The sequence below is a fragment of the Streptomyces sp. NPDC001922 genome (assembly GCF_042891165.1).
Lineage (GTDB): Bacteria > Actinomycetota > Actinomycetes > Streptomycetales > Streptomycetaceae > Streptomyces.
This window is the reverse complement of record NZ_JBIASV010000002.1, coordinates 363,336-389,376: the sequence shown is the minus strand read 5'-3', so window position 1 is coordinate 389,376 and position 26,041 is coordinate 363,336. Positions and strand designations below refer to the sequence as shown.

At 71.5% G+C, this 26,041-nt stretch carries 24 protein-coding genes; 17 read left to right on the top strand and 7 right to left on the bottom strand.

Translation table 11 applies throughout. The features are described 5' to 3' along the window. The first annotated feature begins 712 nt into the window (after positions 1 to 712). Entirely contained in the window at positions 713 to 1,609 is an 897-nt protein-coding gene (locus ACFYYR_RS05200) for a DUF2993 domain-containing protein (RefSeq protein ID WP_388847064.1), read from the top strand. 190 nt (positions 1,610 to 1,799) lie between these two features. On the opposite strand, the gene ACFYYR_RS05195 is transcribed toward ACFYYR_RS05200, so the two are convergent. Beyond that, entirely contained in the window at positions 1,800 to 2,633 is an 834-nt protein-coding gene (locus ACFYYR_RS05195; protein WP_388847062.1) for a (2Fe-2S)-binding protein, read from the bottom strand. Positions 2,634 to 2,750: 117 nt separating this feature from the next. Between ACFYYR_RS05195 and ACFYYR_RS05190 the strand changes: the two genes are divergently transcribed. Both ACFYYR_RS05190 and ACFYYR_RS05185 read left to right on the top strand, forming a co-directional pair. After that, complete coding sequence (locus ACFYYR_RS05190) at positions 2,751 to 3,575, top strand: GntR family transcriptional regulator (RefSeq protein WP_388847060.1); 825 nt, start codon at positions 2,751 to 2,753, stop codon at positions 3,573 to 3,575. Between the two features lie 270 nt (positions 3,576 to 3,845). After that, complete coding sequence (locus ACFYYR_RS05185) at positions 3,846 to 5,396, top strand: APC family permease (RefSeq protein ID WP_388847058.1); 1,551 nt, start codon at positions 3,846 to 3,848, stop codon at positions 5,394 to 5,396. 192 nt (positions 5,397 to 5,588) lie between these two features. Here ACFYYR_RS05185 and ACFYYR_RS05180 read toward each other — a convergent pair whose 3' ends face one another. The 3 genes from ACFYYR_RS05180 to ACFYYR_RS05170 all read right to left on the bottom strand — a co-directional run bounded on the left by ACFYYR_RS05180 (position 5,589) and on the right by ACFYYR_RS05170 (position 9,233). After that, positions 5,589 to 6,077 (bottom strand): hypothetical protein, encoded by a 489-nt coding sequence (locus ACFYYR_RS05180; protein ID WP_388847056.1) that lies wholly within the window; start codon positions 6,075 to 6,077, stop codon positions 5,589 to 5,591. Positions 6,078 to 6,436: 359 nt separating this feature from the next. Then, on the bottom strand, positions 6,437 to 7,219 hold the full coding sequence (locus ACFYYR_RS05175) for a hypothetical protein (protein WP_388847054.1): 783 nt from the start codon (positions 7,217 to 7,219) through the stop codon (positions 6,437 to 6,439). Positions 7,220 to 7,535: 316 nt separating this feature from the next. Further along, complete coding sequence (locus tag ACFYYR_RS05170; protein ID WP_388847052.1) at positions 7,536 to 9,233, bottom strand: PucR family transcriptional regulator; 1,698 nt, start codon at positions 9,231 to 9,233, stop codon at positions 7,536 to 7,538. Between the two features lie 277 nt (positions 9,234 to 9,510). On the opposite strand from ACFYYR_RS05170, the gene ACFYYR_RS05165 reads away from it, so the two are divergent. The 10 genes from ACFYYR_RS05165 to ACFYYR_RS05120 all read left to right on the top strand — a co-directional run bounded on the left by ACFYYR_RS05165 (position 9,511) and on the right by ACFYYR_RS05120 (position 20,391). Further along, positions 9,511 to 10,410 (top strand): FAD binding domain-containing protein, encoded by a 900-nt coding sequence (locus tag ACFYYR_RS05165; protein ID WP_388847051.1) that lies wholly within the window; start codon positions 9,511 to 9,513, stop codon positions 10,408 to 10,410. Then, positions 10,401 to 11,003, top strand: a complete 603-nt coding sequence (locus ACFYYR_RS05160) for a (2Fe-2S)-binding protein (RefSeq protein WP_388847049.1) — start codon at positions 10,401 to 10,403, stop codon at positions 11,001 to 11,003. The genes ACFYYR_RS05165 and ACFYYR_RS05160 overlap by 10 nt, the downstream gene beginning before the upstream one ends. A 1-nt stretch (position 11,004) precedes the next feature. Next, positions 11,005 to 13,419, top strand: a complete 2,415-nt coding sequence (pucD, locus tag ACFYYR_RS05155) for a xanthine dehydrogenase subunit D (RefSeq protein WP_388847047.1) — start codon at positions 11,005 to 11,007, stop codon at positions 13,417 to 13,419. 498 nt (positions 13,420 to 13,917) lie between these two features. After that, the gene (locus ACFYYR_RS05150; protein ID WP_388847046.1) at positions 13,918 to 15,378 is read left to right on the top strand and encodes an NCS2 family permease; all 1,461 of its coding nucleotides are present in this window, start codon (positions 13,918 to 13,920) and stop codon (positions 15,376 to 15,378) included. A 44-nt stretch (positions 15,379 to 15,422) separates the two neighbouring features. After that, positions 15,423 to 16,586, top strand: coding sequence for an XdhC family protein (locus tag ACFYYR_RS05145; protein ID WP_388847283.1), 1,164 nt, complete (start codon positions 15,423 to 15,425; stop codon positions 16,584 to 16,586). Positions 16,587 to 16,749: 163 nt separating this feature from the next. Next, the gene (locus ACFYYR_RS05140) at positions 16,750 to 17,634 is read left to right on the top strand and encodes a GNAT family N-acetyltransferase (protein ID WP_388847044.1); all 885 of its coding nucleotides are present in this window, start codon (positions 16,750 to 16,752) and stop codon (positions 17,632 to 17,634) included. A 144-nt stretch (positions 17,635 to 17,778) separates the two neighbouring features. Then, positions 17,779 to 19,032 carry a helix-turn-helix domain-containing protein gene (locus ACFYYR_RS05135; protein WP_388847042.1) on the top strand — a complete coding sequence of 418 codons (1,254 nt, stop codon included), beginning with the start codon at positions 17,779 to 17,781 and terminating at the stop codon, positions 19,030 to 19,032. 87 nt (positions 19,033 to 19,119) lie between these two features. Beyond that, positions 19,120 to 19,470, top strand: coding sequence for a DUF6415 family natural product biosynthesis protein (locus tag ACFYYR_RS05130; RefSeq protein ID WP_388847040.1), 351 nt, complete (start codon positions 19,120 to 19,122; stop codon positions 19,468 to 19,470). Then, complete coding sequence (locus ACFYYR_RS05125) at positions 19,467 to 19,655, top strand: hypothetical protein (RefSeq protein WP_388847038.1); 189 nt, start codon at positions 19,467 to 19,469, stop codon at positions 19,653 to 19,655. The genes ACFYYR_RS05130 and ACFYYR_RS05125 overlap by 4 nt, the downstream gene beginning before the upstream one ends. 28 nt (positions 19,656 to 19,683) lie before the next feature. Next, complete coding sequence (locus tag ACFYYR_RS05120) at positions 19,684 to 20,391, top strand: DUF1963 domain-containing protein (RefSeq protein WP_388847036.1); 708 nt, start codon at positions 19,684 to 19,686, stop codon at positions 20,389 to 20,391. Positions 20,392 to 20,722: 331 nt separating this feature from the next. On the opposite strand, the gene ACFYYR_RS05115 is transcribed toward ACFYYR_RS05120, so the two are convergent. Continuing rightward, positions 20,723 to 21,310 (bottom strand): phospholipase A2, encoded by a 588-nt coding sequence (locus tag ACFYYR_RS05115; protein WP_388847034.1) that lies wholly within the window; start codon positions 21,308 to 21,310, stop codon positions 20,723 to 20,725. Positions 21,311 to 21,751: 441 nt separating this feature from the next. Here ACFYYR_RS05115 and ACFYYR_RS05110 point away from each other — a divergent pair, with 441 nt between their 5' ends. Further along, a complete protein-coding gene (locus tag ACFYYR_RS05110; protein ID WP_388847032.1) occupies positions 21,752 to 22,681 on the top strand; it encodes an aminoglycoside phosphotransferase family protein in 930 nt (309 codons plus the stop codon). A 49-nt stretch (positions 22,682 to 22,730) separates the two neighbouring features. Here ACFYYR_RS05110 and ACFYYR_RS05105 read toward each other — a convergent pair whose 3' ends face one another. Further along, the gene (locus tag ACFYYR_RS05105; protein WP_388847030.1) at positions 22,731 to 23,081 is read right to left on the bottom strand and encodes a hypothetical protein; all 351 of its coding nucleotides are present in this window, start codon (positions 23,079 to 23,081) and stop codon (positions 22,731 to 22,733) included. Positions 23,082 to 23,600: 519 nt separating this feature from the next. Here ACFYYR_RS05105 and ACFYYR_RS05100 point away from each other — a divergent pair. The 3 genes from ACFYYR_RS05100 (at position 23,601) to ACFYYR_RS05090 (ending at position 25,255) form a co-directional block, all read left to right on the top strand. Then, positions 23,601 to 24,002: a hypothetical protein gene (locus ACFYYR_RS05100; RefSeq protein ID WP_388847028.1), complete on the top strand. Its 402-nt coding sequence runs from the start codon at positions 23,601 to 23,603 to the stop codon at positions 24,000 to 24,002. A 426-nt stretch (positions 24,003 to 24,428) separates the two neighbouring features. Next, entirely contained in the window at positions 24,429 to 24,812 is a 384-nt protein-coding gene (locus tag ACFYYR_RS05095; protein ID WP_388847026.1) for a hypothetical protein, read from the top strand. Positions 24,813 to 24,856: 44 nt separating this feature from the next. After that, positions 24,857 to 25,255, top strand: a complete 399-nt coding sequence (locus tag ACFYYR_RS05090; protein ID WP_388847024.1) for a hypothetical protein — start codon at positions 24,857 to 24,859, stop codon at positions 25,253 to 25,255. Positions 25,256 to 25,365: 110 nt separating this feature from the next. Here the strand turns inward: ACFYYR_RS05090 and ACFYYR_RS05085 are convergent, their stop codons facing one another. Further along, a complete protein-coding gene (locus tag ACFYYR_RS05085) occupies positions 25,366 to 26,019 on the bottom strand; it encodes a class I SAM-dependent methyltransferase (protein WP_388847022.1) in 654 nt (217 codons plus the stop codon). Between the last annotated feature and the right edge of the window lie 22 nt (positions 26,020 to 26,041).

Here is a 26,041-nt window from a genome sequence, read left to right as displayed (position 1 = left end):
CTCTCCCAGGTGGGACGGTCGCGGGGCCGCCTCAGTCGTGCGGGGACCGGGACCCGCCTTGCCCTGGCGCACAGCGGATCCTGTGACCGGCCGTAGGACTGGATCGCGGGCCGGGAATTGCGCGTGCGCGTAAAGATGTTGGCACAGTACGCAACGCCTGATGCCGTGAGCGCGAGAAATACGACTCCGGATATGCACAAGCGGGAATCCGTTGCCTCGCGGTCCGCGTTGTGCGCGCCATCCTGGCGGAACCCGCTGCCGTGACCGAGGCATTCGGAACAGGGTGCCGCCAAGGGGTGCGGTGAAGCCATGGCGGCGTCGAACTGCTCTTCTACGGAAAGAAGTCGAGTTCGAGCGAGACCACCCTTTCGGGTGGCGTGGGGATGAGGGCGCGAGGTCGAGGGGGCGATGCGCGTCTGCGTACCGTGCTGTGGGATGGGCGGTACCGACTCCGGTTTCGGCGCCCTCGGGCGCAGGCGTCTCGAGGACTGTGCGCAACTTGGTTCGAGTGCCCGGGCTGTGGTCGCATGTGGCGATGCTCTCCAACGAACCTTCCGCAGACTCCACGGCGTGGGTACCGGCGAGCCGTGGCGCCCAGGACGGCCCCGCCGCGGGCCACCAGGGCCCGGGCGAGCCGTCGGCCCAGGGCAGAACTGCCGGCGCCGACGCACCGCGGGCCGGTCGCACACCGCGTCGGATCGTGCGGAGAACCGTGAAGTCCCTCGTGGCGCTGGCCGTCGTTCTTGCGTTTCTTGCGCTCGGTGACCGCTGGGCCGTGCTCTACGCGGAGAACGTGGCGGCGCAGCAGGTGCAGAAGGCGCTGAAGCTGCACGCCGAGCCCGAGGTGCACATCGACAGTGTCCCGTTCGTCGGGCAGGTGCTCGCGGGCACCGTCGACCACGTCGAGGTCAACGTCCCCGATGTCGACGCCGGGCCGGCCTCCGTCGCCCAGGTGAAGGGGACGGTGGACGGCGTCCGGATCGTCGGCAGCCTGCCGTCCTCGGTCAAGGGCGCCGTGCTGAGCCGGGTGCGCGGTGACGTCGTGCTGGACTTCAAGGACCTGAACCGCGAAGTCGGCGCGTCGCAGATCCACTTGACGCCCGGCCCCGGGAAGAACACCGTGCTGGCCGGCGGTGACGTGCCGGTGGGCGGCAAGCACGCGCAGATCCGGGGGCGTGCGCAGCTGCGGCGCGTCGGGGACCGCGGCCTGCGCATGACCGTGGAGGACACGCGCGTGGTGGTGCCCGGCCTGCTCACGTACGTACCGGGCAAGGGCGGTGGCCTGCAGTTGACCGCCCCCGTGGCCGACAAGCTGGACGAGGGCGAGCTGCAACAGGCGACCGGGAAGCACGTCCGTCCGCAGGACATGATGAAGGGCCGTGTGCTGGACACGCTCGTGGACCATCCGTCGCTGCTCGAGCCCACCGGCATCGATCCCTCGCTCGTCCAGGGCCTGCAGAAGCTCCGGGAGCCGAAGGTCGCGCAGCGGATGGAGTTCTCCGCTCAGCTGCCGGACGACCTGCCCGGCGACATGCGGCTGCGCGGCATCTCCGTGACGAAGAACGGCATTCGGGCGCACCTGACCGGCAAGGACGTACCGGTGGGCTGACGCGACCGCACCGGTGCAGGCGCCGTCACGCGGTCGCGATCGGGGGGACGCAAGGGCGGCGTACCGGCCGCGGACACCCGGGCCGGGCCCGGCCGGAGCCTGGGCGGGAACGACGGTGCCGGGGACGCTCAAGCGTCCCCGGCACCGTGCGTGAGCGACAGCGGCAGGGGAACATCCTCGCCGGCGCCGCTCAGCCCGTGGTCAGCCGGGAGACCCGCTCCGCGTCGCAGGTGCGCGGGCAGGTGACGCAGGTGTCCTCGGGGCGCAGCGTGTAGAACATGCAGCAGCTCGCCCGGTCGCGGGTCGGCAGCGCCTCGCCGTTCGGCCCGGTCAGCTCGCGGAACGCGGAGCGGCCGACGTACGGCTTCGTGGAGCCGGGCAGCAGCAGCTCCAGCTCGCTCATGGCCCGCTGCTCCTCGCCGAGCAGGTGGCCGATGTACCAGAGGCCCTCGACGATTTCGTCGGTCGCCATGCCCCACAGCGCCCGCGGCCCGCGGCGCATCCGCGGCCGGAAGCCGTCCAGGACCGGGCCGAGGTGTTCGGCGACGGCCTCGCGCACCTCGGCGCGCAGGGCCTCCTCGTCCGGGACGACGCGGGCGTTCGGCATTCCGGCGGCCGGGTCGTCCGGCAGGCAGGCGAAGTCCCGGACGCGCGCGGTCATCCGCCCCAGCGTGCGCTGGAACGACACCTGGCCCACCGGCACCCGGGGCACCCGCCGCAGCAGGAACCAGGGGACGGTGAACAGCAGGCAGGCGGGCCAGGCGTAGCGGTGCAGCCCGAAGCTGGCGATGACGTCCGGGCGGGCCTGCTGTCCGTAGTCCCGCAGGATCTGGGCGTTGTCCCAGGCGAGGAAGGCGTCGACGGCCGTGCCGCCCGCGGCGAGCTCGGTCGCGGCGACCCAGCCGCCGCCGGAGCGCGGGGGTTCCTCGGTCACCCGCAGCCCGGGGAACACCTCGGCGAGCCGGGTGTAGGCCCCGGCCACGGGGGAGGGGGCGACGGCCGGTGCGACGGGTGCGACGGACATGCGGGACCACCGAATTCACGCGATCGTTAGCAGGTTAGCCTTACCTTACCCGATGCGATCGAGGTTTGAACTGGGGGCCTCTCGGCCTATCGTTCTCGGGACATTCAGGGAGGATCCATGGAGCAGGCCGGAGCCGAGGCCGGGGCGCCACGCCTGCGCGCGTACGCATCGGGGCGGGAATTCCCCCGTTCGGAGGACCGCCTCCCGGGGCACGGTGAAGCCTCGGCCCCGGAGGCCGGACGTCGGGCGCCGCAGGAGGCCGCGGGCGGCCACCGGGAGCCCCCGGTGCCCGCCGGACCGCCCCCGCGCCGGATGCCGCAGCGGCACTCCGTGCGCGGCCAGGTGCTCACCGCCCTGCGCACCGCCCTGGTGGGCGGCGAGCTCACCCCCGGCGAGGTGTACTCGGCCCCTGCGCTCGCCGAACGGTTCGGCGTCTCGGCGACCCCGGTCCGTGAGGCGATGCAGCAGCTCGCCGCCGAGGGCGCGGTGGAGGTGGTGCCCAACCGCGGCTTCCGGGTGGCCCGGCGCACCGCCCGGGATCTCGCCGAACTGGCCGAGGTGCGGGCGCTGCTGGAGGTGCCGGTGATGCTGGAGCTCGCCCGGACGGTGCCGCCCGAGGCCTGGGAGGAGCTGCGGCCGCTCGCCGCCGGGACCGTCACGGCGGCGGCGCGCGGCGACCGCGTCGGCTACGCCGAGGCCGACCGGGAGTTCCACCACGCCCTGCTCACCCTGACCGGCAACCGCCAACTGGCCATGATCGGCGAAGAGTTGCACCGCCGGGCGCAGGGCCCGGTCACCGACGGCGCGATCGTCCGCAGCGTCGATCTGCTGGCCGACGCGGCCGAGCACACCGCGCTGCTCGACGCGCTCGTCGCCGGGGACCTGCCGGTGGTCGAGCAGCTGGTCCGCGAGCACTTCGCCGGGGCGCGTCGCACGCGCTGAGCCCGGCTGCCGGACCGGTGGGGCGGAAGTGGCCCGCCATGGCCGTCGAATCGGCGCATGTCCGGACAGATCGCACGGCCGCCCGGAGTGCCCGGACCTGCCCGGGCGATCTTGAACCGACCGGCTCGGACGCCGCCGATTCAACTGTCGATTCGTCCAACGGCCGCAGGTCCTCTTGTACGGATCTTCTGTTGCCCGATCATTTACGGTCCCGCAGGATCCCCGAAACCCCGCCGACAGGTGGGGTGCGACCGGATCCCAGGAGGAGCCATGGGCCGAATGGCCAGCCAGCTGTGTCGCCGCAAACCGCTGGACCGGATGATCGCCGAAGCCGACGGCGACTCCTCCGGTGCCTCCTTGCAACGAACCATGGGGCTCTGGCAGTTGACCCTTCTCGGCATCAGTTCGGTCGTCGGCACCGGAATCTTCTTCGTGCTCGGCACCTCCGTGCCCAAGGCGGGCCCCGCCGTCATTCTCTCCTTCGTCCTCGCCGCCGCCGTCGCCGGGCTCGCCGCCCTCTGCTACGTGGAGCTGGCCGGAGCCGTCCCGGTCGCGGGCAGCACCTACTCCTACGCCTACGCCTCACTCGGCGAAGGCGCCGCCTACCTCGTCGCCTGGTGCCTGATCCTCGAATACGGCGTCGCCGTCTCGACCGTCGCGGTCAGCTGGGGCCAGTACCTCAACGAACTCAGCGACACCCTCCTCGGCGTCACCCTGCCGGACGCCGTCAGCCAGCCGCCCGGCGCCGGCGGCTACGTCAACATCCCCGCCCTCGTCGTGGTCCTGCTCTGCTCGCTGCTCCTCGCCCGCGGCACCCGCGAGTCCGCCGTCGTCAACGCGGTCATGGTGTGCGTGAAGATCGGTGTGCTGCTGCTGTTCGTCGCCGTCGCGCTGGCCGCCTTCCGGGCCGACCACTTCGCCGACTTCGCCCCGCACGGCATCGGCGGGATCGGCGTCGCCGCCTCCGGCGTCTTCTTCTCCTACGTCGGCTTCGACACGGTGGCCACCGCCAGCGAGGAGGTCCGCAACCCGCGCCGCACCATCCCGCTCGCCCTGCTGTTCACCCTGGCCGCCGTCACTCTCCTCTACATCCTGGTGGCGCTCGCCGCCGTCGGGGCCCAGCCGGCCGGGAAGTTCGGCGCGCAGGCCGACGCGGGCGAGGCAGTGCTCGCCGAGATCCTCCGCGACGTGACCGGCGCCGGGTGGCCCGCGCTGCTGCTCTCCGCGGGCGCCGTGGTCTCCATCTTCAGCGTCGTGCTGGTCACGCTGTTCGGACAGACCCGCATCCTGTTCTCGATGGCCCGCGACGGCCTGGTGCCGGAGATGTTCCGGCGGGTGGACCGCAAGCGGCACACCCCGGTCCACAACACCTGGATCGTCGGCGCCTGCGTCGGTGGGCTCGCCGCCCTCGTCCCGCTCCAGTACCTCGCCGACCTCACCAGCATGGGAACGCTGGTCGCCTTCGTGGCGGTCGCCGCGGCGGTGGTCGTGCTGCGCCGCATCGCGCCGGACGCGCCCCGCTCGTACCGGGTGCCGCTGTACCCGGTGGTTCCGGTGCTCGCCGCCGTGTCCTGCCTCTACCTCGCGTACCTGCTGCCCGGCATCACCTGGACGCTGTTCGGCTGCTGGCTGGCCCTGGCGGCCGTCCTCTACCTCGCCTTCGGCCGCCGCCACTCGGCGCTGCGGGACGGTGCCGGTGACGACGGCTCCGGAACAGGCGGCTCCGCGGTCCGGCCGGGCGACACCGGAACGGTCGGCGCCGCGCCGGCCGAGGGCGCGCCGGCCGGTGCCGCGGCCGACCCCGCGGTGGCGCCCAAGTGACCCCCGCACCGCCCGGCCCCGCGGTACGCGGGGCTGAGTGCCGCCGTTGGATGCGTACGTCCGTGGGGCGGTGAATTGACACGCGAAGGGCTCCTGCCGCATGCGGCAGGAGCCCTTCGCCGATTCCGGACGCGGAAGGCCGGCTAACGCGGCCGGCCCCGATTGATTACCCGGATTCCGCGGACCCGGGTGTCAGAGAATGAGGTGGAAGGTGAGCTCGGCGTCCGTCTCATTGAGGAGTTCGACGTGGATGTAGCCGCGGGCCTTCTCGTAGAGCCGCGTCCCCCCGGTGATCGCCAGGTCGATGTTGCCCGGACCCGCGTTCGTGACGGCGATCCGTCCCTGCGCGGTGAGCTGGCCCCCGGGCAGCGAGAGGGAGTTCACGCACTGCTCGTCGAACTCGTCGTTCGGGGCGGTGCGGGTCAGGGTGCAGACTCCGCCCTGGTCGCCGACCTTGGTGCTTCCGCGGTAGAGATCCGAGCTGGAGACGAACTCGTCTCCCTGGCTCGGGCCGGGGCCGCCCACGTCGACGTAGGAGAGCTGAGTCTGCTTCGAAACCAACCGGAACACCAGCTCCCGGGTGTTCTGGGAGGCGGCGGCGGCCGGCGCCGCCGATACGCCGGTGACGACGGCAGCCAGAGCGGTGGCGGCGCTCAGGCCGAGAAACTTGGAATTCCGCATGGGGATTCTCCGAATCAGCGATCAGGTGATTCCACGTCGCTCGGAAGGCCTTTGCCGAGCCAGCTCAGCATGCTGGCGCCCCTGCGACGCAGTGACCGCCGTCCGGGTGAAGGTGGTCCACCATCAGCCTTGTGGGTGAGCGAATTGGTTGACGCCGAGACGTTCCCTTGGGTATCGGGCCGCTGTTCGTCGGCCGTGCGGCTGATTCCGGCCACGCCGCGCGGTCGCGGCCGGTCGGGGGGGCGTGCGCGGGTGATGGGCGCGGGTGACGGGCGCGGCGGGCGGCCCTTCGCGAGGCCGCCCGCCATCCGGCCGGTCGGGAGCGGCGCAGATCGGCCACTCCCGACAGCCACCGTTCGTCAGGCCGCCGGCGCCCGGTCCAACTGCGCTGCCAGCCAGGTGGGCACCCCGCCCAGCAGCCGGAACAGCCGGCCCGCCTCGGCCCGCAGCCGGGCCGCCTCCGGCTCCGGCTCGGCGTCCGCCAGCGCCGCCAGCGCCGGCGCGGTGCCGACCAGATAGCCCAGCTCCACCCGGAGCCGGAGCGACTCGGCGAAGCCGTGCCGGGCCTCCGCCCGGTCCCCGTCGCGCAGCGCCAGCCCGGCCAGATGCCGCCAGGTGAACGAGCACAGCAGCTGGTCACCGCGGGCGGCGGCGCCCGCGTGGGCCCGCCGGTACGCCGCGCGGGCCGCCTGCGGGCTGTCGGCCAGGTGCTCCGCGACCAGGCCGCGGCGGAAGTCCAGCAGCGCCCGCCCGGGCGCGGCGGGGGCCAGCAGCGCCGCCGCCCGCCCGAGCGCGGCGCGGGCCTCGTCGGACCGGTCGCGGGCCCCGAGGACGGTCGCCGCGTACGCCAGGTTCCCCCGCTCGCAGGCCGCCGCGCCCCGCTCGTCGTCGCTGGCCGCCACGGCCTCCGCGGCCCGGAGCGCGTCCTCCGCCTCCGCCCAGCCCGCCGCGGTGAACATGCACCGCTCGACGAGCAGTGCGGCCCGCCGCAGCGCGGTGTCCGGATCGTCGGCGGCGTAGGGGGCGAGCAGGGCGGCCGCGTCGTCCCAGCACCCGCGGGACCGCAGCCGCCACACGGCGACCCGGCGGGGATCGTGCGGATCGTCCGCCTCGACTGACTCTGGCTTCCCTGAATGTGACATGGCGGTATCCGCCACATTCCCTCCCTCTGCGCGCCGTCGAGCCGGAAGTCGTGGCCGCATCTCAGCACGGAACCGCCGCCGCGCCAAGGGGGTGGGTGAACAGATTCACAAACGGGGGAAGGGAAGCACGAATTCAGCTCATTGCGGGGGCGCACGGCAGCGCGCGGGTGCGCGCCCGGGGCCTCCGCGCCGCGGGCCGGCTCCTCCGCAGTGCCGCGTACCGGTCCTTCCGCCGCGCGGCGTGCCGGCCTCTCCGCGGTACGGCGGAGGGGCCGGCACGCGGCACCAGGCGTCAGCTCCTCGGCGGCCCCGGGCGTCAGCTCATCCGCAGGGCCAGGAAGAAGTCCAGCTTGTCCTCCAGCCGGGACAGATCGCGCCCGGTCAGCTGCTCGATCCTGCCCACCCGGTACCGCAGCGTGTTCACATGCAGATGCAGCCGGCCGGCGCACCGGGTCCAGGAGCCGTCGCAGTCGAGGAACGCCTCCAGCGTGGGGATGAGCTCGGCGCGGTGCCGCCGGTCGTAGTCCCGCAGCGGGTCCAGCAGCCGCGCCGTGAAGGCCCGGCGGACGTCGTCCGGGACGAACGGCAGCAGCAGCACGTGCGAGGCCAGCTCCTGGTGGCCCGCCGCGCAGACCCGGCCGGTGCGGGCAGCCGCGACCCGGCGGGCGTGGCGCGCCTCCTCCAGCGCCCCGCGCAGCCCGTCCGCGGAGTGCACGGCCGCGCTGACGCCCATGGTCAGCCGCCCGTCGCCGTCCAGACCGCGGGAGAGCGGCTCGCCGACCGCGGCCAGCAGCCGGTCGGCCCGCAGGCCCGTCACCGTCTCCGCGCCCTCCGCGACCGGCAGCGGCAGCAGGGCGACCGCCTCGTCCCCGGTGTCGGCCACCGCGATCCGGTCCGACACATCCGTGCCGTCCTCCTCCGGGTCGACCAGGATCTCCTCCAGCAGGGCCTGGGTGACCGGGCCGCCCGGGATGTCACCGCCGTCCCACTCCACCTTGGCCACCACGACCTGCCAGTGCGGCGCCCCGCCCAGCCCCGGCAGCAGCACCGGCGCCGCGAGCCGCAGCCGGGCGGCGACCTCGGCGGGCGGCGCGCCCGCCTGCACCAGCTCCAGCACCTCCTGGGCCAGCCGGCGGCGGACGGTGCGGGCGGCGTCCCGGCGGTCCCGCTCCACCGCGATCAGCTGGGTCACGCCGTGCAGCAGGTCCAGCCGTTCGGCCGGCCAGTCCCAGGCGTCCGCCTCCACCACCAGCAGCCAGTCGGAGAGCACGGTCTCCCGCACGTCCCGGGCGCCCGCGCCGGGGCGGGCCGCGCCCGCCGCGGGCCGGTCCCCCCAGCTGCGGACCGGGAACAGCGAGTACGTCGTGCCGTCGGCCAGGGCGCGGTGCGGCCCGCGCCGGCCACCGCGGGTGGCCGCCAGATGCTCGCCCGCCAGCGTCGCGCGCACGGCCACCGGCAGTGCGGGGCCGGAGTCGGCGAGGCCGGAACCGGCGATCTGCCGGCCGGTGGGGGAGAGCACCCAGGCCCGCAGGTCGAGGTCGCTGCCGAGCAGGTCCAGGACCACCTCGGGGCCGCCGCCCGACGGGCCGGACGTCATCATCCGGCGGTGCCGCTCCACCACGGCCGCCAGGTCGCCCGCCCGCTCGCCGGACACCTGCCGCACCACGTGCTCGGTGATGCTGGCGAACGACACCGCCTCGTTCACCGCGAACAGCGGCAGCCGGTGCCGGGCACAGGCCGTCACCAGGTCCTCGGGCACCGCACCGAGCTCGGCCTCGCCCGCGGCCAGCCCCGCGACCCCGGACTGGACGAGGATCCGGACGAACCGCTCGGAGTCCTCCGGCCGCCGCCGCCAGGCCAGCCCCGACAGCACCAGCTCACCGCCGGACAGATACCGGCTCGGGTCGCGCAGGTCGGTGGTCATCACGCCGCGGACCGGCCGGTCCAGCTCCTCCTCACCGCCGAGGAGCCGCAGGCCGAGGGTGCCGGTCTCCAGCAGTGCGCGCAGCCGCATCGTCGCCGCCGATCTCTTGTGTGTCGCCAGGGGTCGTTCCCCGTGGCGAGCACCAGGGGAGATTACGTCGAGGTTTCCGGACCCCGCCTTTCGTTCGAATCTACAAGACGGGGTCCCTGGCCAGCCAACTGCTTCATGTTTTCGGTGACTGCACCCATGAGGGCGTACCTCGGTGTACTGACTGACGAGGCGTGTGAACAGGACATGAAACGAGCCGGCGGCGAGCCCGCGGTCTCCCGCCGGGCCGAACGACCGATCCCGAAGAAGAGAGCCACTCATGGACTTCCTTCGTCCCGCCGGCTGGGAGGAGGCGCTCGCCGCCAAGGCCGAGCACCCTGCCGCCGTGCCCATCGCGGGTGGCACCGACGTGATGGTCGAGATCAACTTCGACCACCGCCGTCCGGAGCATCTGCTCGACCTCAATCGCATCCCGGAACTGCGGGAGTGGGAGGTCGGCGAGGAGACCGTCCGGCTCGGCGCGTCCGTCCCGTACACGCAGATCATGGAGCACCTGCGGGCCGAGCTCCCCGGCCTCGCGCTCGCCTCGCACACCGTCGGCTCGCCGCAGATCCGCAACCGCGGCAGCGTCGGCGGCAACCTGGGCGCGGCCTCCCCGGCCGGTGACGCCCACCCCGCGCTGCTGGCCGCCGGAGCCGAGGTCGAGGCCGTGTCGGTGCGCGGCACCCGCATGATCCCGGTCGAGGAGTTCTTCACCGGGGTGAAGCGCAACGCGCTCGAACCGGACGAGCTGATCCGCGCCGTGCACATCAGGAAGGCCGACGGCCCCCAGCAGTTCTCCAAGGTCGGCACCCGCAACGCGATGGTCATCGCGGTCTGCGCGTTCTCCATCGCCCTGCACCCGGAGACCCGCACCGTGCGGACCGGCATCGGCTCCGCCGCCCCCACCCCGGTGCGCGCCCGCGCCGCCGAGGACTTCCTCACCGCCGCGCTCGACGAGGGCGGCTTCTGGGACAGCGGCAAGACCATCACCCCGTCCGTCGCCCGGCAGTTCGCCGAACTGTGCTCGGGCGCCTGCAACCCCATCGACGACGTGCGCGGCAGCGCCCGCTACCGGCGCCACGCCGTCGGCGTCATGGCCCGCCGCACCCTCGGCTGGACCTGGGACGCCCACCGCGGCGCCGCCCGCGGAACCGAAGGAGGCGCCCAGTGCGCGTGAACCTCACCGTCAACGGCCGCCCCCAGGAGGCCGACGACGTCTGGGAGGGCGAGTCCCTCCTCTACGTCCTGCGGGAGCGCCTCGGCCTCCCCGGCTCCAAGAACGCCTGCGAACAGGGCGAATGCGGCTCCTGCACCGTGCGCCTGGACGGCGTGCCGGTCTGCGCCTGCCTCGTCGCCGCCGGACAGGCCGAGGGCCGCGAGGTCGTCACCGTCGAAGGCCTCGCCGACTTCGCCGAACAGCGTGCCGCCGGCGGCTGCGCCGGCGGAGCCTGCGGCACCGGCCTCGACGAGGCCCGCCGCTGGCAGGCCCGCCCCACCGGAACGGACGGCCGCACCGGCGAACACGCCGCCCTCGCCCCGATCCAGCAGGCCTTCATCGACGCCGGAGCCGTCCAGTGCGGCTTCTGCACCCCCGGCCTGCTCGTCGCCGCCGACGAACTCCTGGAGCGCAACACCGAACCGTCCGACGCCGACATCCGCGAGGCGCTCTCCGGCAACCTGTGCCGCTGCACCGGCTACGAGAAGATCCTCGACGCGGTACGCCTCGCCGCCGCCCGCGGCGCGACCACCACCGCCGGGGAGGGGGCCTGAGATGACCCGCCCGAACACCACCCGCACCTCGGTGCCCTCCGGATCCCCCACCCGGATCACCCAGGGGGCCACCCGCGGCGGCATCAGCGAGTCCACCCTGCGGCCCGACGGCACCCTCAAGGTCAACGGCGAGTTCGCCTACGCCTCCGACCTGTGGCACGAGGACATGCTGTGGGGCTTCACCCTGCGCAGCCCGCACGCCCACGCCGAGATCCGCTCCATCGACGTCTCCGAGGCACTGGCACAGGCCGGGGTGCACGCCGTCCTCACCTACGACGACCTGCCCACCGAGGTGAAGCACTACGGCCTGGAGATCCAGGACACCCCGGTGCTCGCCCACGGCAGGGTCCGCCACCACGGCGAACCGGTGGCCATCGTCGCCGCCGACCACCCCGAGACCGCCCGCCGCGCCGCCGCGAAGATCAAGGTCGACTACGCCGAACTGCCCGTCGTCACCGACGAGGCGTCCGCCACCGCCGACGGCGCGCCGCTGCTCCACCCCGGCCGGGACGACCACCACGCCCCGCACGCCCCGCACCCCAACATCGTCCACCGGCAGCCGATCCTCCGCGGCGACGTCGAGGCCGCCCGCGCCCGCGCCGACGTGATCGTCACCGGCGACTACGAGGTCGGCATGCAGGACCAGGCCTTCCTCGGCCCCGAGTCCGGCCTCGCGGTACCCGCCGAGGACGGCGGCGTCGACCTCTACATCGCCACCCAGTGGCTGCACGCCGACCTCCGCCAGATCGCCCCCGTCCTCGGCCTCCCCGAGGACAAGATGCGGATGACGCTCTCCGGCGTCGGCGGCGCCTTCGGCGGACGCGAGGACCTGTCCATGCAGATCCACGCCTGCCTGCTGGCGCTGCGCACCGGCAAGCCCGTCAAGATCGTCTACAACCGGTTCGAGTCGTTCTTCGGCCACGTCCACCGGCACCCGGCGAAGCTCCACTACGAGCACGGCGCCACCCGGGACGGCCGGATCACCCATATGACCTGCCGGATCGTGCTGGACGGCGGCGCCTACGCCTCGTCCTCCCCGGCCGTCGTCGGCAACGCCGCCTCCCTCTCGGCCGGCCCGTACGTCATCGACAACGTCGACATCGAGGCCGTCGCCCTCTACACCAACAACCCGCCCTGCGGCGCGATGCGCGGCTTCGGCGCCGTCCAGGCCTGCTTCGCCTACGAGGCCCAGATGGACCGCCTCGCCGCCGGACTCGGCCTGGACCCCGTCGAGTTCCGCCGGATCAACGCCATGTCCCAGGGCACGGTCATGCCGACCGGCCAGCCCGTCGACTCCCCGGCCCCGGTCGCCGAACTCCTGCGCCGCCTCAAGGCGATGCCGCTCCCGCCCGAGCGGCAGTGGGAGACCGCGGGCCCCGACGGCTCCGCCACCGACGTCCGCGCCCTGCCCGGCGGCCTGTCCAACACCACCCACGGCGAGGGCGTCGTCCGCGGCGTCGGCTACGCCGTCGGCATCAAGAACGTCGGCTTCTCCGAGGGCTTCGACGACTACTCCACCGCCCGCGTCCGGCTGGAGGTCGTCGGCGGCGAGCCGGTCGCGCTGGTGCACACCGCGATGGCCGAGGTCGGCCAGGGCGGCGTCACCGTGCACGCCCAGATCGCCCGCACCGAACTCGGCGTCACCCAGGTCACCATCCACCCGGCCGACACCCGGGTCGGCTCGGCGGGCTCCACCTCCGCCTCCCGGCAGACCTACGTCACCGGCGGCGCGGTGAAGCACACCTGCGAGGCCGTCCGGGAGAAGGTCCTGGAGCTCGGCCGCCGGAAGTTCGGCACCCATCACCCCGCCTGGGCCACCGCCGAACTGCTGCTGGAGGGCGGCAAGGTCGTCACCGACGGCGGCGAGGCCCTCGCCGACCTCACCGACGTCATCGAGGGCGAGTCCATCGACATCGAGCTGGAGTGGAGGCACCGCCCCACCGAGCCGTTCGACCTGCGCACCGGCCAGGGCAACGGGCACGTCCAGTACTCCTTCGCCGCCCACCGGGCCGTCGTCGAGGTCGACACCGAGCTGGGCCTGGTCAAGGTCATCGAACTGGCCTGCGCCCAGGACGTCGGCAAGGCGCTCAACCCGCTCTCCGTCGAGGGGCAGATCCAGGGCGGCACGACCCAGGGCCTCGGCCTCGCGGTCATGGAGGAGATCGTGGTCTCCCCGGACGGCCGGGTGCGCAACCCGTCCTTCACCGACTACCTGATCCCCACCATCCTGGACACCCCGGTCATCCCCGTCGACGTCCTCGAACTGGCCGACGACCACGCGCCGTACGGGCTCCGCGGCGTCGGCGAGGCCCCGACGCTCTCCTCGACCCCGGCGGTGGTGGCGGCCATCCGGGAGGCCACCGGGCTCGGCCTCGCCCGCGTACCGGTACGCCCCGAACACCTCACCGGCACCTGACCCGCCCGTCCGGTACCTGATCAGCCGATCCGGTACCTCACCAGCTCTCCGGGCGGTGCGGACGGACGCCCCCATGTCCGTCCCTCGCCGGGCCCCGGCCCGGGAGACCCCCGCACCGCCCGGAGCAGTGCCGCACCGCTCGCGGCACACCCCGCAGGAAACGCACCACCCAGCGGAATGCGCACCACCCCGCAGGGAACGCACCACCCCGCAGGAAACGCACCACCCCGCAGGAAACGCACCACCGGCACCACTCAGCGGTACCTCGCACCATCGGCACCGTCCCGTAGTGCCCCGTACCACCGGCACCATCCAGCAGTACCCCGTACCACCGGCACTACCGAGCAGTAACGGCGCTTCCGGCCATCCGGCAGTGCCCGCACCACCCCGTTCGTCTCGGGCCGTCCCCCGGGTCGTGCAGCCACTTCGACATCCCAAATCCCGCGCCGCCCCCCCCACAGCGCGCGGGTGCCCCTGTGAACCTTGGGAGTAGGCACCATGACCCAGTCGTCCGTACAGCCGGACACCGCGGCGGAGGATGCGGCCACCGGCTCGCGTCCGCCCGCCGGCCGGTCCTGGCTCGACCGGTACTTTCACATCTCCGAGAGAGGGAGCACCGTCGCGCGGGAGTTGCGCGGCGGCGTCACCACCTTCATGGCGATGGCGTACATCCTCCTGCTCAACCCCCTGCTGCTCGGCGGTGAGGACGCCGCCGACAACACCCTCAGCCGCAGCGCGCTGATCACGGCCACCGCGTTCGCCGCCGCCTTCACCACGCTGCTGATGGGCTTCATCGGCAAGGTGCCGCTCGCCCTCGCCGCCGGCCTCAGCGTCTCCGGGGTGGTCGCCACCCAGGTGGCGCCGAACATGACCTGGCCGCAGGCCATGGGCATGTGCGTGATCTACGGCCTGCTGATCTGTCTGCTGGTGGTCACCGGCCTCCGTGAACTGGTCATGAACGCGATACCGCTGCCGCTCAAGCACGGCATCACCATGGGCATCGGCCTGTTCATCGCCCTGATCGGCCTGGTCAAGGCCGGTTTCGTGCAGATGGGCGCCGAGTCCGCCCCGGTCACCCTCGGGGCGGGAGGGCAGCTCGCCGGCTGGCCGGTCCTGATCTTCTGTGTCACCCTGCTGCTGATCTTCATGCTCCAGGCCCGCGGCGTCCCCGGCGCGATCCTCATCGGCATCGCCGTCGGGACCGTCCTCGCCGTCGTCGTCAACACCGTCGGCGGACTGAGCCCGAAGGAGTGGGGCGGCGCCCCGCCGGAACTCGACGGCAGCGCGGTCTCCGCACCGGACTTCTCCCTCTTCGGACAGGTCGAGTTCGGCGGCTGGGGCTCGATCGGCGCCATGACCGTCGGCATGATCGTCTTCACCCTGGTGCTGGCGGGCTTCTTCGACGCGATGGCCACCATCATCGGCGTCGGCACCGAAGCCGGCCTCGCCGACGACAAGGGCCGCATGCCGGGACTGTCCAAGGCGCTGTTCATCGACGGCGCGGGCGGCGCGGTCGGCGGTGTCGCCGGGGCCTCCGGCCAGACCGTCTTCGTCGAGTCGGCCACCGGCGTCGGCGAGGGCGCCCGCACCGGGCTGTCCAGCGTCGTCACCGGCCTGCTCTTCGCCGCCTGCCTCTTCTTCACCCCGCTCACCCAGATCGTCCCAGGTCAGGTGGCTGCCGCCGCCCTGGTCGTCATCGGCGCGATGATGATGCAGAACGCCCGGCACGTCGAGTGGGCCGACCGCACGGTGGCGATCCCGGTCTTCCTGACCGTCGTCCTGATGCCCTTCACGTACTCCATCACCGCCGGTGTCGGTGCGGGCGTCATCGCCTGGACCGCCATCAAGGCGGCCCAGGGCAAGTGGCGCGAACCCGGCGTGTTCATGTGGGCGCTCACCGGCATCTTCGTCGTCTACTTCGCCCTCCGCCCCATCGAGCACTGGCTCGGCGTCAAGTAGCGCCGCCGTGCCCTCCACGCAACCCTGAAGGAGAGGTGATCGCCATGCTGGACATCGCCGAGGAACTGAACCGGTGGTGCGAGCAGGGACGCGACTTCGCCGTGGCCACCGTGGTGGCCGTCACCGGCAGTGCGCCCCGCCGGCCCGGTGCCGCCCTCGCGGTCGACACCGACGGCACGGCGATCGGCTCCGTCTCCGGCGGCTGCGTGGAGGGCGCGGTCTACGACCTGTGCCAACAGGCCCTGGAATCCGGTGCATCCGTGCTGGAACGCTTCGGCTACAGCGACGAGGACGCCTTCGCCGTCGGCCTGACCTGCGGCGGGGACATCGATGTGCTGGTCACGCCGGTGCGGGCGGGCGCCTCCCCCTCGGCCGGCCCCGCGCGGGAGGTGTTCGCCGCCGCGCTGGCGGCCGCGTCCGGGGGAGAGGCGGCGGCGGTCGCCCGGATCGTCGACGGCCCGGCCGAGCTGATCGGCCGCCCCCTGCACGTACGGCCCGACGGCTCCTGCGCCGGGACCCTCGGCGGCCACCCCGAGCTGGACCGCACAGCGGCGGCCGAGGCCCGCGCCCTCCTCGACGCGGGGCGCACCGGCACGGTCGGCATCGGCGCCGACGGCAGCCGCTGCGGACAGCCCCTCGCCCTCTTCGTCGAGTCCAGCGTCCCGCCGCCCCGGATGATCGTCTTCGGCGCGATCGACTTCGCCGCCGCCCTGACCCGGGTCGGCTCCTTCCTCGGCTACCACGTCACCGTCTGCGACGCCCGCCCCGTCTTCGCCACCGCCGCGCGCTTCCCGGACGCCGACGAGATCGTCGTCGACTGGCCCCACCGCTACCTCGACTCACAGGACCTCGACAGCCGCACCGTGCTGTGCGTCCTCACCCACGACGCCAAGTTCGACGTCCCCCTCCTGGAACGCGCCCTGCGCCTCCCCGTCGCCTACGTCGGCGCCATGGGCTCGCGCCGCACCCACCTGGACCGCCTGGACCGCCTCCGCGAAGCCGGCGTCACCGAACTCGAACTGGCCCGCCTGCGCTCCCCGATCGGCCTCGACCTGGGCGCCCGCACCCCCGAGGAGACGGCCCTCTCCATCGCCGCCGAAATCGTCGCCGACCGCCGCGGCGGCACCGGCGTCCCCCTCACCGGCGCCCACACCCCGATCCACCACGACGGGGCGGCGAGCGTGGGGCGGATCGGATCGGTGGCTTGAGGCGGTGCTCTGAGGGCGAACGGGCTCCGGGGCGGGGGGCCGGTGAACGGCCCATGAGCAGCCAGGCCGACACGTGCCCCGGCCCGACGTCAGGCGTTCCGGAAGGAAAGCGGTTGCCGACCGGCCCTGTGGCGCACCAGGGTTGGCCGCACAGGAGGTACACATGCCGACACCGCCCGCCCCGAGCAGCCCGGACCTGGTGAAAGGCCTGCAGGAGAGAGCGGCAACAGCCCTTCCGGCAGAGCACGTCGAACACCTCGGCGGATGGTGGCTGCGCCACACCACCGGCTCCGCCTGGTGGGCGGGCACGGTGCTTCCGCACGGCGACCCCGCACGACTCGACCCGAACGGACGACTCGACCCGAACGGACACCTCGACCCGAGCGGACAACTCGATCCGACCGGACCGCTCGACCTGCGCGGCAGGGTGGCCGCCGTGGAGAAGTTCTACGCCGGGTACGACGCGGTACCGCGATTCCAGATCACCCCTGGGACCTGCCCGTCGGGCCTCGACGCGCTCCTGGCGGAACGCGGGTACCGCCGCGAAAGCCCGATGTCCTTGCGGCATGCCACGACCGCGGCCGTCCTGACGCAAGCCCCGGCCGGCCCACTGCGGGGCGGCGCCTGCGCCTCGACCGGCCCACTGCGGGTCCGCGTGGACGATCACCCGACGAGCGCGTGGTTCGACGTCTGGCATGCCGTACACGGACAGGGTGCCGACCCTCGTTCCGAGTGGGACCTGCTCAGCCGGGTGAACCGCCCCTCCGCCTACGCCTGCGCGCTGAGCGACGGCGAGGTCATCGCGGTGAGCCGCGCGGTCGCCGACGAGGGCTGGGCGGGAGTGTTCGGCATGGCCACGATCCCCCGGGCGCGCGGAAGGGGCGCGGCCCGCGCCGTGCTCGCCGCGCTGGCCGACTGGGCCGGGTCCCACGAGGCCCACGGCATGTACCTCCAGGTCGAACGCGACAACGCTCCGGCCCTCCGGCTGTACGACCGCGCGGGCTTCGGCGAGGTGTGCGGGTATCACTACCGCACCGGAGCGGGGTGAGGTTGGGGGCTGCGCCCACGTCGTGTCCCCCCGGGTGCTCGTCCCGCAGGTGACTGGCAGGGCCGATTGGCGCGTTCGCCGACGCACCGATCGGAGCGACCGCATACTTTCTGACAGACGAGCTGTACAGAGAGGGGCAAGGCCGTGTCACCTTCCGATGCCACCCCGGACCCGTACGCCGATCCACTGGCGTTCGGCCAGCGGATGCAGATCCTCCGCCAGCGCCGGGGCATCACCCGCACCGTCATGGCCGGTCTGCTGGGCATGTCCCCGTCGTGGGTGAAGCGGGTGGAATCCGGCCAACTGCAAACACCCGGGCTGGAGATGATTCTCCGCATCGCCGAGACGCTCCGGGTCCGCAACCTCACCGACCTGACCGGACGTCACGCCCTCAGCGTGGATCTCTTCACCGGTCCGGGCCACCCCCGGCTGCCCGCGGTTGCGGCAGCCGTGAACGCCTTCCTCATCAGCGATGACCGGCCTGCTCCCCGCCCCGACCACCTCCGCGCCCGCCTCGATCGCGCATGGTCGGCCCGGCACTCCTCTCCCCACCACCGGGATGTGGTCGGTGGCCTCCTGCCGGAACTGATCCGCGATGCCCAACTGGCCATACGTCAGGCGGACAACGCTGCCGACCGGCGAGCCGCGCAGGCCACGCTCTCCGAGGTCTACTGCCTGTCGCAGTTCTTCCTGGCGTACCAGCCGGACCCCTCCCTGCTGTGGCGGGTCGCGGACCGGGGGATGGTCGCCGCCCAGGAGTCCGAGGACCCGCACGCCATGGGCATCGCGGCGTGGCTGGCGGCCGAGGCACACCGCGACTCCGGGCCGGCGCACTACGAAGCGGCCGACGCGGTCACCAGGGAAACCCTCAACCACCTGCGGCCACTGCTGCCGGATGCCGATGACGACGTACGCGCCATCGCCGGAGCACTCACCGTCGCCGCCGCGTACACCGCCGCCCGACGAGGAGACACCGGGACGGCATGGCGCCACTGGGACGTCGCCCGGGTGATGGCCGACCGCCTTCCCGCGGGCTACTTCCACCCGGTCACCAGCTTCTCGCAGGCCATCATGGGCGCCCACGCGGTCACGATCGCCGTCGAACTGCACTCCGGCAGCGAGTCCGCGCGCCAGTCCGACCGTGCGGACGCCACGGCGATCCCCTCCCGGCCACGCCGCGCCCGCCACCGCATCGAACAGGCCCGCGGATACCGGCTCGACGGCCGGCCGGACACCGCCCTGGCCCTGCTGGACCAGGCCTACCAGGCCGCCCCGGAGACGATCCGCTACAACGGCTTCGCCCGGCGCATCATCCTGGAGGAGACCGAATCGGCAAGCCCCGACCGACGCCGCCGCGCCTCCGCGTTGGCAGTCAAGGTGGGAGTTCTGGCGGCGTGAGGGAGGGGACACGATCTGTGTCCCCTCCCTCACGGAACCGCTCTTACTGTCGTCGCGTACCCGACCACGCCGACAGCAGGAGTGCCCGTGCACACCACAACAGACGGCCACAGCAGGCCGATCGACGTCGCAGCCATTCAGGCCACCATCACCACGGCGTTAGCAACCAGCAACGGCCCCTTGGTCATGGACGATCTGGCCGCCCTCGAACGATCCCTGCGTGGCCACATCGAACGGCTGCTCCCTGACGCGGAAGTCGCAGCCGAAAGGCTGTGGCGCGGCAGTATCGCGTGGTACCAACAGCGGGGCCGGCTGGAGACCATCCGGCATCAGGCCGCGCAGGGGCTCACGGACCGCCCGCTCACCGCGCACATTCACGTGACGACCCTGGCCCGTGAGTGCGAGTGGCTCCTGACCCAGCTCGGAGCGCACCGGTGACCCAGCGCATGTGCAACTGGCACCTGGGATACACCGATCGCCCCACCCTGATCGCCCTCATCGAAACCGGCAGCGGCCCCGGCGCCATCCATTACGCCTGCCCGGACTGTATGCGCATCTACCGACTGCGGCCCTTCGACCCGGCCGCCGACGGCTGCCCGGTCTACGAGCGGCGCCGCGACTGAGGCCACTGCCGGGCCCGCGACTGAGCCAGTGACGGGGGCCCTGGTCCGGTCCACGGAAGAGTTCCCCGCCTCCGGCCAATGCCGACTCGGTGGAGCTGCCCTTCTCGAACCGGGGACTCTCTGGCCCGAGCGGAACGGGATACCCCTCTCCCTGCACGCCGTACTGGACACCGATGCCCTCGCCCCGTGGCTGGGCGACGAACTGCCCACCCGCCCCGGCCTGCTCAACTTCTTCCACCTCGATCCGGACCTGCCGTACGAGGAGTACCGCACACTGGATCTGCTCGGATCCGGGGCATGCCGCGTGATTCCCGCCGACCCTGCACGGGCGGTCGGGACGACGGCACCCGAACCGGCGAGAAGCTACCCGGCGACGCCCGTCCACGCGGTCGAGGTGACCATGCTCCCGGACTGCTGGGACGTCGAGGACGACGACGTGGAATTCGACCGGGACGAGCACTGGGGAGCGGCATCGCTCATCCTCAGCGAGATGGGAGATCTCGACGGGAACACCGCCGGCAGCCACTGCGCCTTCGGCTGGCCGGACACCTCGCACACGCTCAGCGTGTCGCCCCGCGACGCCGACGGCCCCGCAGTCCACCTCCTCCAGCTCGCCGAGCACCCCGAACTCGGCTGGGGCTGGGGTGACGCGGGAACGCTGTACTTCACGATCCCGGTCAAGGCGTTGGCGAACGGCGACTTCAGCAAGGCTGAGGTACAGATCCTCTGCTGCTGATCCGCACAACCGAGGAAGGCGCCGAAGCCGTACGCCGTCGTCCTGGGCGCCGACTTTCCATTGCTGTGGTGTCCGGTGCCTGATCAGAACAGCTCGGCTCCGGCACCGGCAGGCACCGCAAACGGCGGTCCGACGATGCGTTGACCGCAATCCCCCCACATCTGCAAGCGCGGCCTGCGAAGGGCCCGGCTCGACGCCCCGCGACAGCGAAGGCTCAAGCCGGGCCCCTTTCTCATCTGTCAGATCCGTGCATCCCACGACGCGTGGTCGCCACCGACCGTGAGGCGCCCTTCGGGGCGGGCAGCCGACCGTCGGCCGCGGGCGGCCGGAATCACCCCAGGACCCTGACCGCGGCGTAGTACTTGTTCGCGCTCTTGAGGCAGGCGGCCTTCAGCTGCTTCCGTATCGGCCGGGTGACCGGGTCCGGCCACGGCTTCCACTGACAGGCCCACCGCATTTCCTGGAGAAACACCTGGTCGACGCGCTTCTTGTGCCACCGACGGAACTTCGCCTTCCCCACGATCTTCTTGTAGTTCCGGTAGCCGAAGTCGTGGCGGTAGCAGGCGTAGTAGAAGTCGTACCCACCAGGCAGCTTGTCCGGCGCGTTGGTGCAGCCGTCGGTCTTCCAGTTGAACCGGAAGAAGTTCGAGCCGTGGCGGTACAGCGCGAGGTACTCGTACCAAGCCTCCGAGGACGCTCGCCCCTTGCTGGTCAGCGACTTGAGCTTCCTCAGCCGGTAAGCCCCGCCGACCGTGGGTCCGGTCTCGTCCCCCGCGACGGCCTGCTGCCCCACCACGGAGTGCGATCTGACCGCGGCCGCTGCCTCCGAGGGCGGCGCGGCGAGCGCGGGTGCCGCTGTCCCCAGAGCGAGGACACCGGCCAGTACGACACCTCCGAACGAGGTTCGTATCGTCTTCACTTGTTTCCCTTCCCCGATTTGCTGTTTTTGGGTGAAGCGGTATCCGATACCGACTTCACGAGAAAGCAGCCCCGTTCGACTGGCTCATTCTCGAAACCACACGTCGACCGGGGCGTTGCCGCATTCAGGCTGGCAGGATTCCTTGGCTCCGTCCTGAGTGATCAGTCCACATCTGCTTGGCAATGCATCCACTCCATCAACGCCGTACCGGGGCCGGGGGAGGAGCCGGGGCAGACGCCGACGGGGCTGGGCCGCCGACGCCAAGGGGCCGGGCTACGGGCCGGCGTCGCGGGGGCGACCGGCCGGGAGGTCGAGGGCCGGGAGAAACCGGCAATGGATAGGCCCTCCGAAGCGCACGATCGTCCACAGCCGGCATGCTGCCGCTCACTGTCCTCCAGTAGGTTGCGACCGGAAGCTCAATTCCGGTGAGAGGCAGTCGATATGAGCGCGCCGAAAGCGGTCGAGGTCCCGCAACCCCTGGCGGCGTCGTACGCCCGGAGCTTCGGCGAGGAAGGGATGGCCTGGATCGCCGGACTGCCGGCTCTCGCTGCGGAACTGATGGACCGCTGGGAGCTGGAACGGGACGGCGCGTCCGGATCAGGGGAAGCGTCGCTGGTGCTGCCGGTGCTGCGCAACGACGGCACGCGCGCAGTCCTCAAACTTCAGATGCCCAGGGAGGAGACCACCGCCGCAGTCATCGGGCTGCGCACCTGGGACGGCGAGGGGATGGTGAGGCTGCTCGACCACGATCCCGGGAGCAGCACCATGCTCCTGGAACGGCTGGACGGTGCCCGCACGCTGGCCTCGATCGAGGACGACGACGTTGCGATGGGCATCCTTGCCGAGCTTCAGGCGCGGTTGGTCCGTGTCCCCGCGCCGCAGGGACTGAGGAGCCTCGGCGACGTCGCCGCCGAGATGCTGGAGCAGGTTCCGCGGGCGGTCACGACGCTGGCCGACCCGGCCGACCGGCAACGCCTGCGGGGCTGGGCTTCTGCGGTGGCCGACCTGGTCGGCGAACCCGGCGACCGGATGCTGCATTGGGATCTGCACTACGACAACGTTCTCGCCGCGGACCGCGAACCGTGGCTCGCCATCGATCCCGAACCGCTGTCCGGGGATCCCGGCTTCGACCTGTGGCCCGCCCTGGACAGCCGATGGGAGGATGTCGTCGCGAAGGGCGACACTCCGCGCATCGTGCAGCGCCGCTTCGACCTGCTCACTGAGGTCCTCGGCCTGGACCGGGCACGTGCGACCGGCTGGACGCTGGGGCGGCTGCTGCAGAACGCGCTGTGGGACGTCGAGGGCGGCGCGACCGCACTCGCCCCGCCTTCTGTCGCCATTGCGGAGTCGCTGGTGGACCGTCGGTGCTGACCCCTGAGGGACGAAGGCCAGGACCGAGATCACGCGCTCTTCAAGCGGCTCAATCTCCCTGCGACCACGCAGCTGAAGGGAGTGACAGGTAGATGCCGAAGTCGCGGAGTCCAGTGGCGGTGCTGATGGCCGCGTGAAGCCCATCGACGCGTTCCTGGCGGTTGGCGGCCCTGCTCTCGAACCACTTCGACCTCACCTCGATGACCACATCCAAGGCGCTGTGGTCCAACGGGCCCAGCCTCCGAAAGCGAATCTCCACATCGCCCGGCTGCAAGGCCCCGTCGTACGGTTCCTCGGGACACTCCACGGCCTTGGACACCAGGTGCGGCAGTAGCGCCCCCAGTTCGCGGAGCCTGGATTCAGCGACACCCGGCGCATAGGTAACTTCTACGAGCGGCATCGGACCACTCTAGAGTCGCGCCGGACGATCACGTTCGGTTTTCACGGAGCCAGAGGACGCGTGGGGCGATGTGCAGTCCGGCGCGGTATCGGGCGGCCAGTTCGTCGAAGCGTGTGGCGATGGTCCGGAACCACTCGTCAGGCACCGACCGTCCACAGACGCCCCAACACCCCGTCGACGCACCACCCCAATCCCCGCCTTCTGCACCGCGACGTCTGCCGTCCGGCGACTACCGCCACCCAGCCCGCCCATATCGACGAGTAGACGCATAGCCAAGAGCTGTGGACTGGCTGCCAACGACGGCGTGGCATCAGCTCCATATCGTGAAAGGGAACCTGGATCTCAGGAGACCAGCGGTCTTGCGCACACAGAAGAGTGGCGTAGGGCGCATCACACGGGGAGTCTGACATGAGAACGCGTTCGTTCGGCATTGCCTTGACCACGGGAGTCGTGACGTGCGTCGGCGTACTCGGTGCCGGTTCAGCGCAAGCGAACAATGCACCGGCGGAGACAGTCGGGGTGAGCAGCATCGGAACAGCGGCAGACGCCCAACGCGCTGCCGACTCCGTGCAGGGCAGCCCGCACAGCCGCAAGTACGGAAAGAGGATCTACCTCTACGGGAGTTCCCCGGGCTGTCGCATCATGGCCTCTGTGAAGGCGAACAGGAATCGCGCCTCGGGGTACCTGAAGGCCACCTGCAAGGACAAGTCGTACTCCACCATCTCCGGCGCCTTGGCCCTCAACAACCAGAAGTTCAAGAAGGTGGGGATGCGGACCTACGGCAAGACGATGACCACCAAGCGGGTCAGTTTCAAGAACCCCAGGGGCACCCAGAAGTTCTGCATGATGGGATGGTGGATGCACCCCATGTACCCGGAACCCCACAAGCGCAGTGAGGCCAAGGCCTGCGTCAAGTACTGACGCGGCTGCGCAGAGACTGTCCGGTGGGTCATGGGTGAACCATCGGATATGCCTCGGCGCTGAAATGCACTCACGCATCAGCGCATCTCGGGCGGGTGCGAAAGGAGCCATTCGCTGATGGCGCATCAGCGGCCGACGGCGCTTCTCGCGCCCGCCCGGACTGCGGAGTCTCAGGTCGGCAGTGTGTTCGGTCCGAACGGGTGCGCTTGGCATGTTGCCATGCGGGCTGCATCGCAGGCGTGGGTGGCGGTGACAGCTTCATGGTGATGCGCGGGCGACGCCTTCACTGTCGCTACGGCTGGATTATGGGTCATCTCCGCATTGCGGCAGTGCAGTGAATTCAATGAAGTCGGATCAGTGGGGCAGGACTTGGTGAACCGAAAGGGTTTCAGCATGCGCATACTCCAGGCATCTCGCGCAGTCGTTGTGAGTGCCGTCACCGTGGGCATTCTCGGTACTGCAGGAATCGCCGCCGACACGGCCGTCGCCGCGGACCACGGCCCCACCGCAAAGAAAAGGACCTGCAAGGTCTCCGCATGGACCGACCGCGTCGACCGGAAGATCGACAAGTTCGGCAGCGGTGCGATCGAATGCAATTTCAAGCCGGCCTACACCCAGCTCACCGTCACCCTGTACAAGGGCAAGAAGAGGATGGCGAGTGCGGAGTGCAGCAACCACAAGAGGTCTTGCTACGTCGCCACCAAGGCGGTCAAGGACCGGGCGGGGACTCGGAAGTGGATCACCAAGGTCACCGGTTCGTGGGGCAAGGGGAAGAGCAAGATCGTGTGGAGCAGGCCGCTCTCCGGCTGAGACGGCTCCGGCTGCGGCACCATGACAATCGAAGGACGGATCACATGAAGCGCAAGCTCGCCCTCACCGCAGTCACCGCGGTCCTCAGCGCAGGAAGCCTGGCCGGCGTGGCTCCGGCCGCCAGTGGCGCGCCCGCTGCTGCCGACGCCGCCACTCCTGCAGCCAAGGCGAAGAAGACCTGCCACGGAGGACCGGGAACCTGCGTCCTGAAGAAGAGGCACCCCCGCAAGGGCACGGTTACCGTAAAGGTGAACGTCTTCGGAAAGGATAAGAACGGCCCGCGCTACGGTTGGGATCTTCGCAAGGGCGACAGGATTCTCTGTACAGGGGAAGTGCGAGAGCACTGGAAGACGAAGACCAAGAAGTGCAAGAGGATTCCCAAGGGCACCATCACGCTGAACGTGCCGCACCGCAAGGGTGCGTCCGCAAGCATGTCCTGGTGACTCAGGGATAGCTCAGCAACCAGGTCCGTAGAAGCCCTGGCGGATGCATCCCGCCAGGGCCGGGCGTCAGCGACCCGGCACGGGCGGCCTCGCCGCAGGAACCCGCCCCGTCAGGGCCTTTCGGGCTTGCGGGCCAGGAGGCAGGCATGCGGTCTGTTCACCCGTCCGCCGGGCTCCTGCTCCAGTCGCGCGGTGACGACGAGTCCGGCCTGGCCCAGCAGGCCGGCCATGTGGACCAGGGGCAGAAGGTGCGACTCATAGGACACGGGACGGCCATAGCCGTGGGTTGGCTGCAGCCGTTCATTGCCGACGTAGTCTCCCCAGAGCAGGAAGCCGCCGGGCGCGAGCGTGCGGTGGAATTCAGCGAACACCGTCGGCAGCCACTGCGAGGGCGTGTGGTGGGTGGAATACCAGGCCAGGATGCCGCCGAGTTCGTCGTCTCCCGTCTCCAGGGCCGTCATCGAGCCCTCGGTGAACCACAGGTCCGGATAGGCGTGGCGGGCCAGCCCGATCATCTTCGGTGACAGATCGACGCCGAAGGCGGACACCCCCAGCCCGGCCAGGTGCGCCGTTATGCGGCCGGGGCCGCACCCCAAGTCTGCCACTGGTCCCAGACCGGCCGTCCGCACGAGTTCGGCAAACCCCGCCAGCATCGCGCGGGACAACGGGTCCATCTCGGCTGGGGGCGGCACGCGTTCGACGTACTCGGCGGCGACCGTGTCGTACGACTCCCGGACAGCGGTCAGAAAGGAGGGCTCGGCCATGCGGGCGACCCTAGACTCACAG

What these genes read in the sequence shown, in the direction of transcription:
- ACFYYR_RS05085 (WP_388847022.1), bottom strand. Translation starts at nt 26,019, where the DNA reads ATGGCCGAGCCCTCCTTTCTGACCGCTGTCCGGGAGTCGTACGACACG.
- ACFYYR_RS05110 (WP_388847032.1), top strand. Translation starts at nt 21,752, where the DNA reads ATGAGCGCGCCGAAAGCGGTCGAGGTCCCGCAACCCCTGGCGGCGTCG.
- ACFYYR_RS05140 (WP_388847044.1), top strand. Translation starts at nt 16,750, where the DNA reads ATGCCGACACCGCCCGCCCCGAGCAGCCCGGACCTGGTGAAAGGCCTG.
- ACFYYR_RS05145 (WP_388847283.1), top strand. Translation starts at nt 15,423, where the DNA reads ATGCTGGACATCGCCGAGGAACTGAACCGGTGGTGCGAGCAGGGACGC.
- ACFYYR_RS05195 (WP_388847062.1), bottom strand. Translation starts at nt 2,633, where the DNA reads ATGTCCGTCGCACCCGTCGCACCGGCCGTCGCCCCCTCCCCCGTGGCC.
- ACFYYR_RS05185 (WP_388847058.1), top strand. Translation starts at nt 3,846, where the DNA reads ATGGGCCGAATGGCCAGCCAGCTGTGTCGCCGCAAACCGCTGGACCGG.
- ACFYYR_RS05190 (WP_388847060.1), top strand. Translation starts at nt 2,751, where the DNA reads ATGGAGCAGGCCGGAGCCGAGGCCGGGGCGCCACGCCTGCGCGCGTAC.
- ACFYYR_RS05090 (WP_388847024.1), top strand. Translation starts at nt 24,857, where the DNA reads ATGAAGCGCAAGCTCGCCCTCACCGCAGTCACCGCGGTCCTCAGCGCA.
- ACFYYR_RS05175 (WP_388847054.1), bottom strand. Translation starts at nt 7,219, where the DNA reads ATGTCACATTCAGGGAAGCCAGAGTCAGTCGAGGCGGACGATCCGCAC.
- pucD (WP_388847047.1), top strand. Translation starts at nt 11,005, where the DNA reads ATGACCCGCCCGAACACCACCCGCACCTCGGTGCCCTCCGGATCCCCC.
- ACFYYR_RS05180 (WP_388847056.1), bottom strand. Translation starts at nt 6,077, where the DNA reads ATGCGGAATTCCAAGTTTCTCGGCCTGAGCGCCGCCACCGCTCTGGCT.
- ACFYYR_RS05165 (WP_388847051.1), top strand. Translation starts at nt 9,511, where the DNA reads ATGGACTTCCTTCGTCCCGCCGGCTGGGAGGAGGCGCTCGCCGCCAAG.
- ACFYYR_RS05170 (WP_388847052.1), bottom strand. Translation starts at nt 9,233, where the DNA reads ATGCGGCTGCGCGCACTGCTGGAGACCGGCACCCTCGGCCTGCGGCTC.
- ACFYYR_RS05150 (WP_388847046.1), top strand. Translation starts at nt 13,918, where the DNA reads ATGACCCAGTCGTCCGTACAGCCGGACACCGCGGCGGAGGATGCGGCC.
- ACFYYR_RS05105 (WP_388847030.1), bottom strand. Translation starts at nt 23,081, where the DNA reads ATGCCGCTCGTAGAAGTTACCTATGCGCCGGGTGTCGCTGAATCCAGG.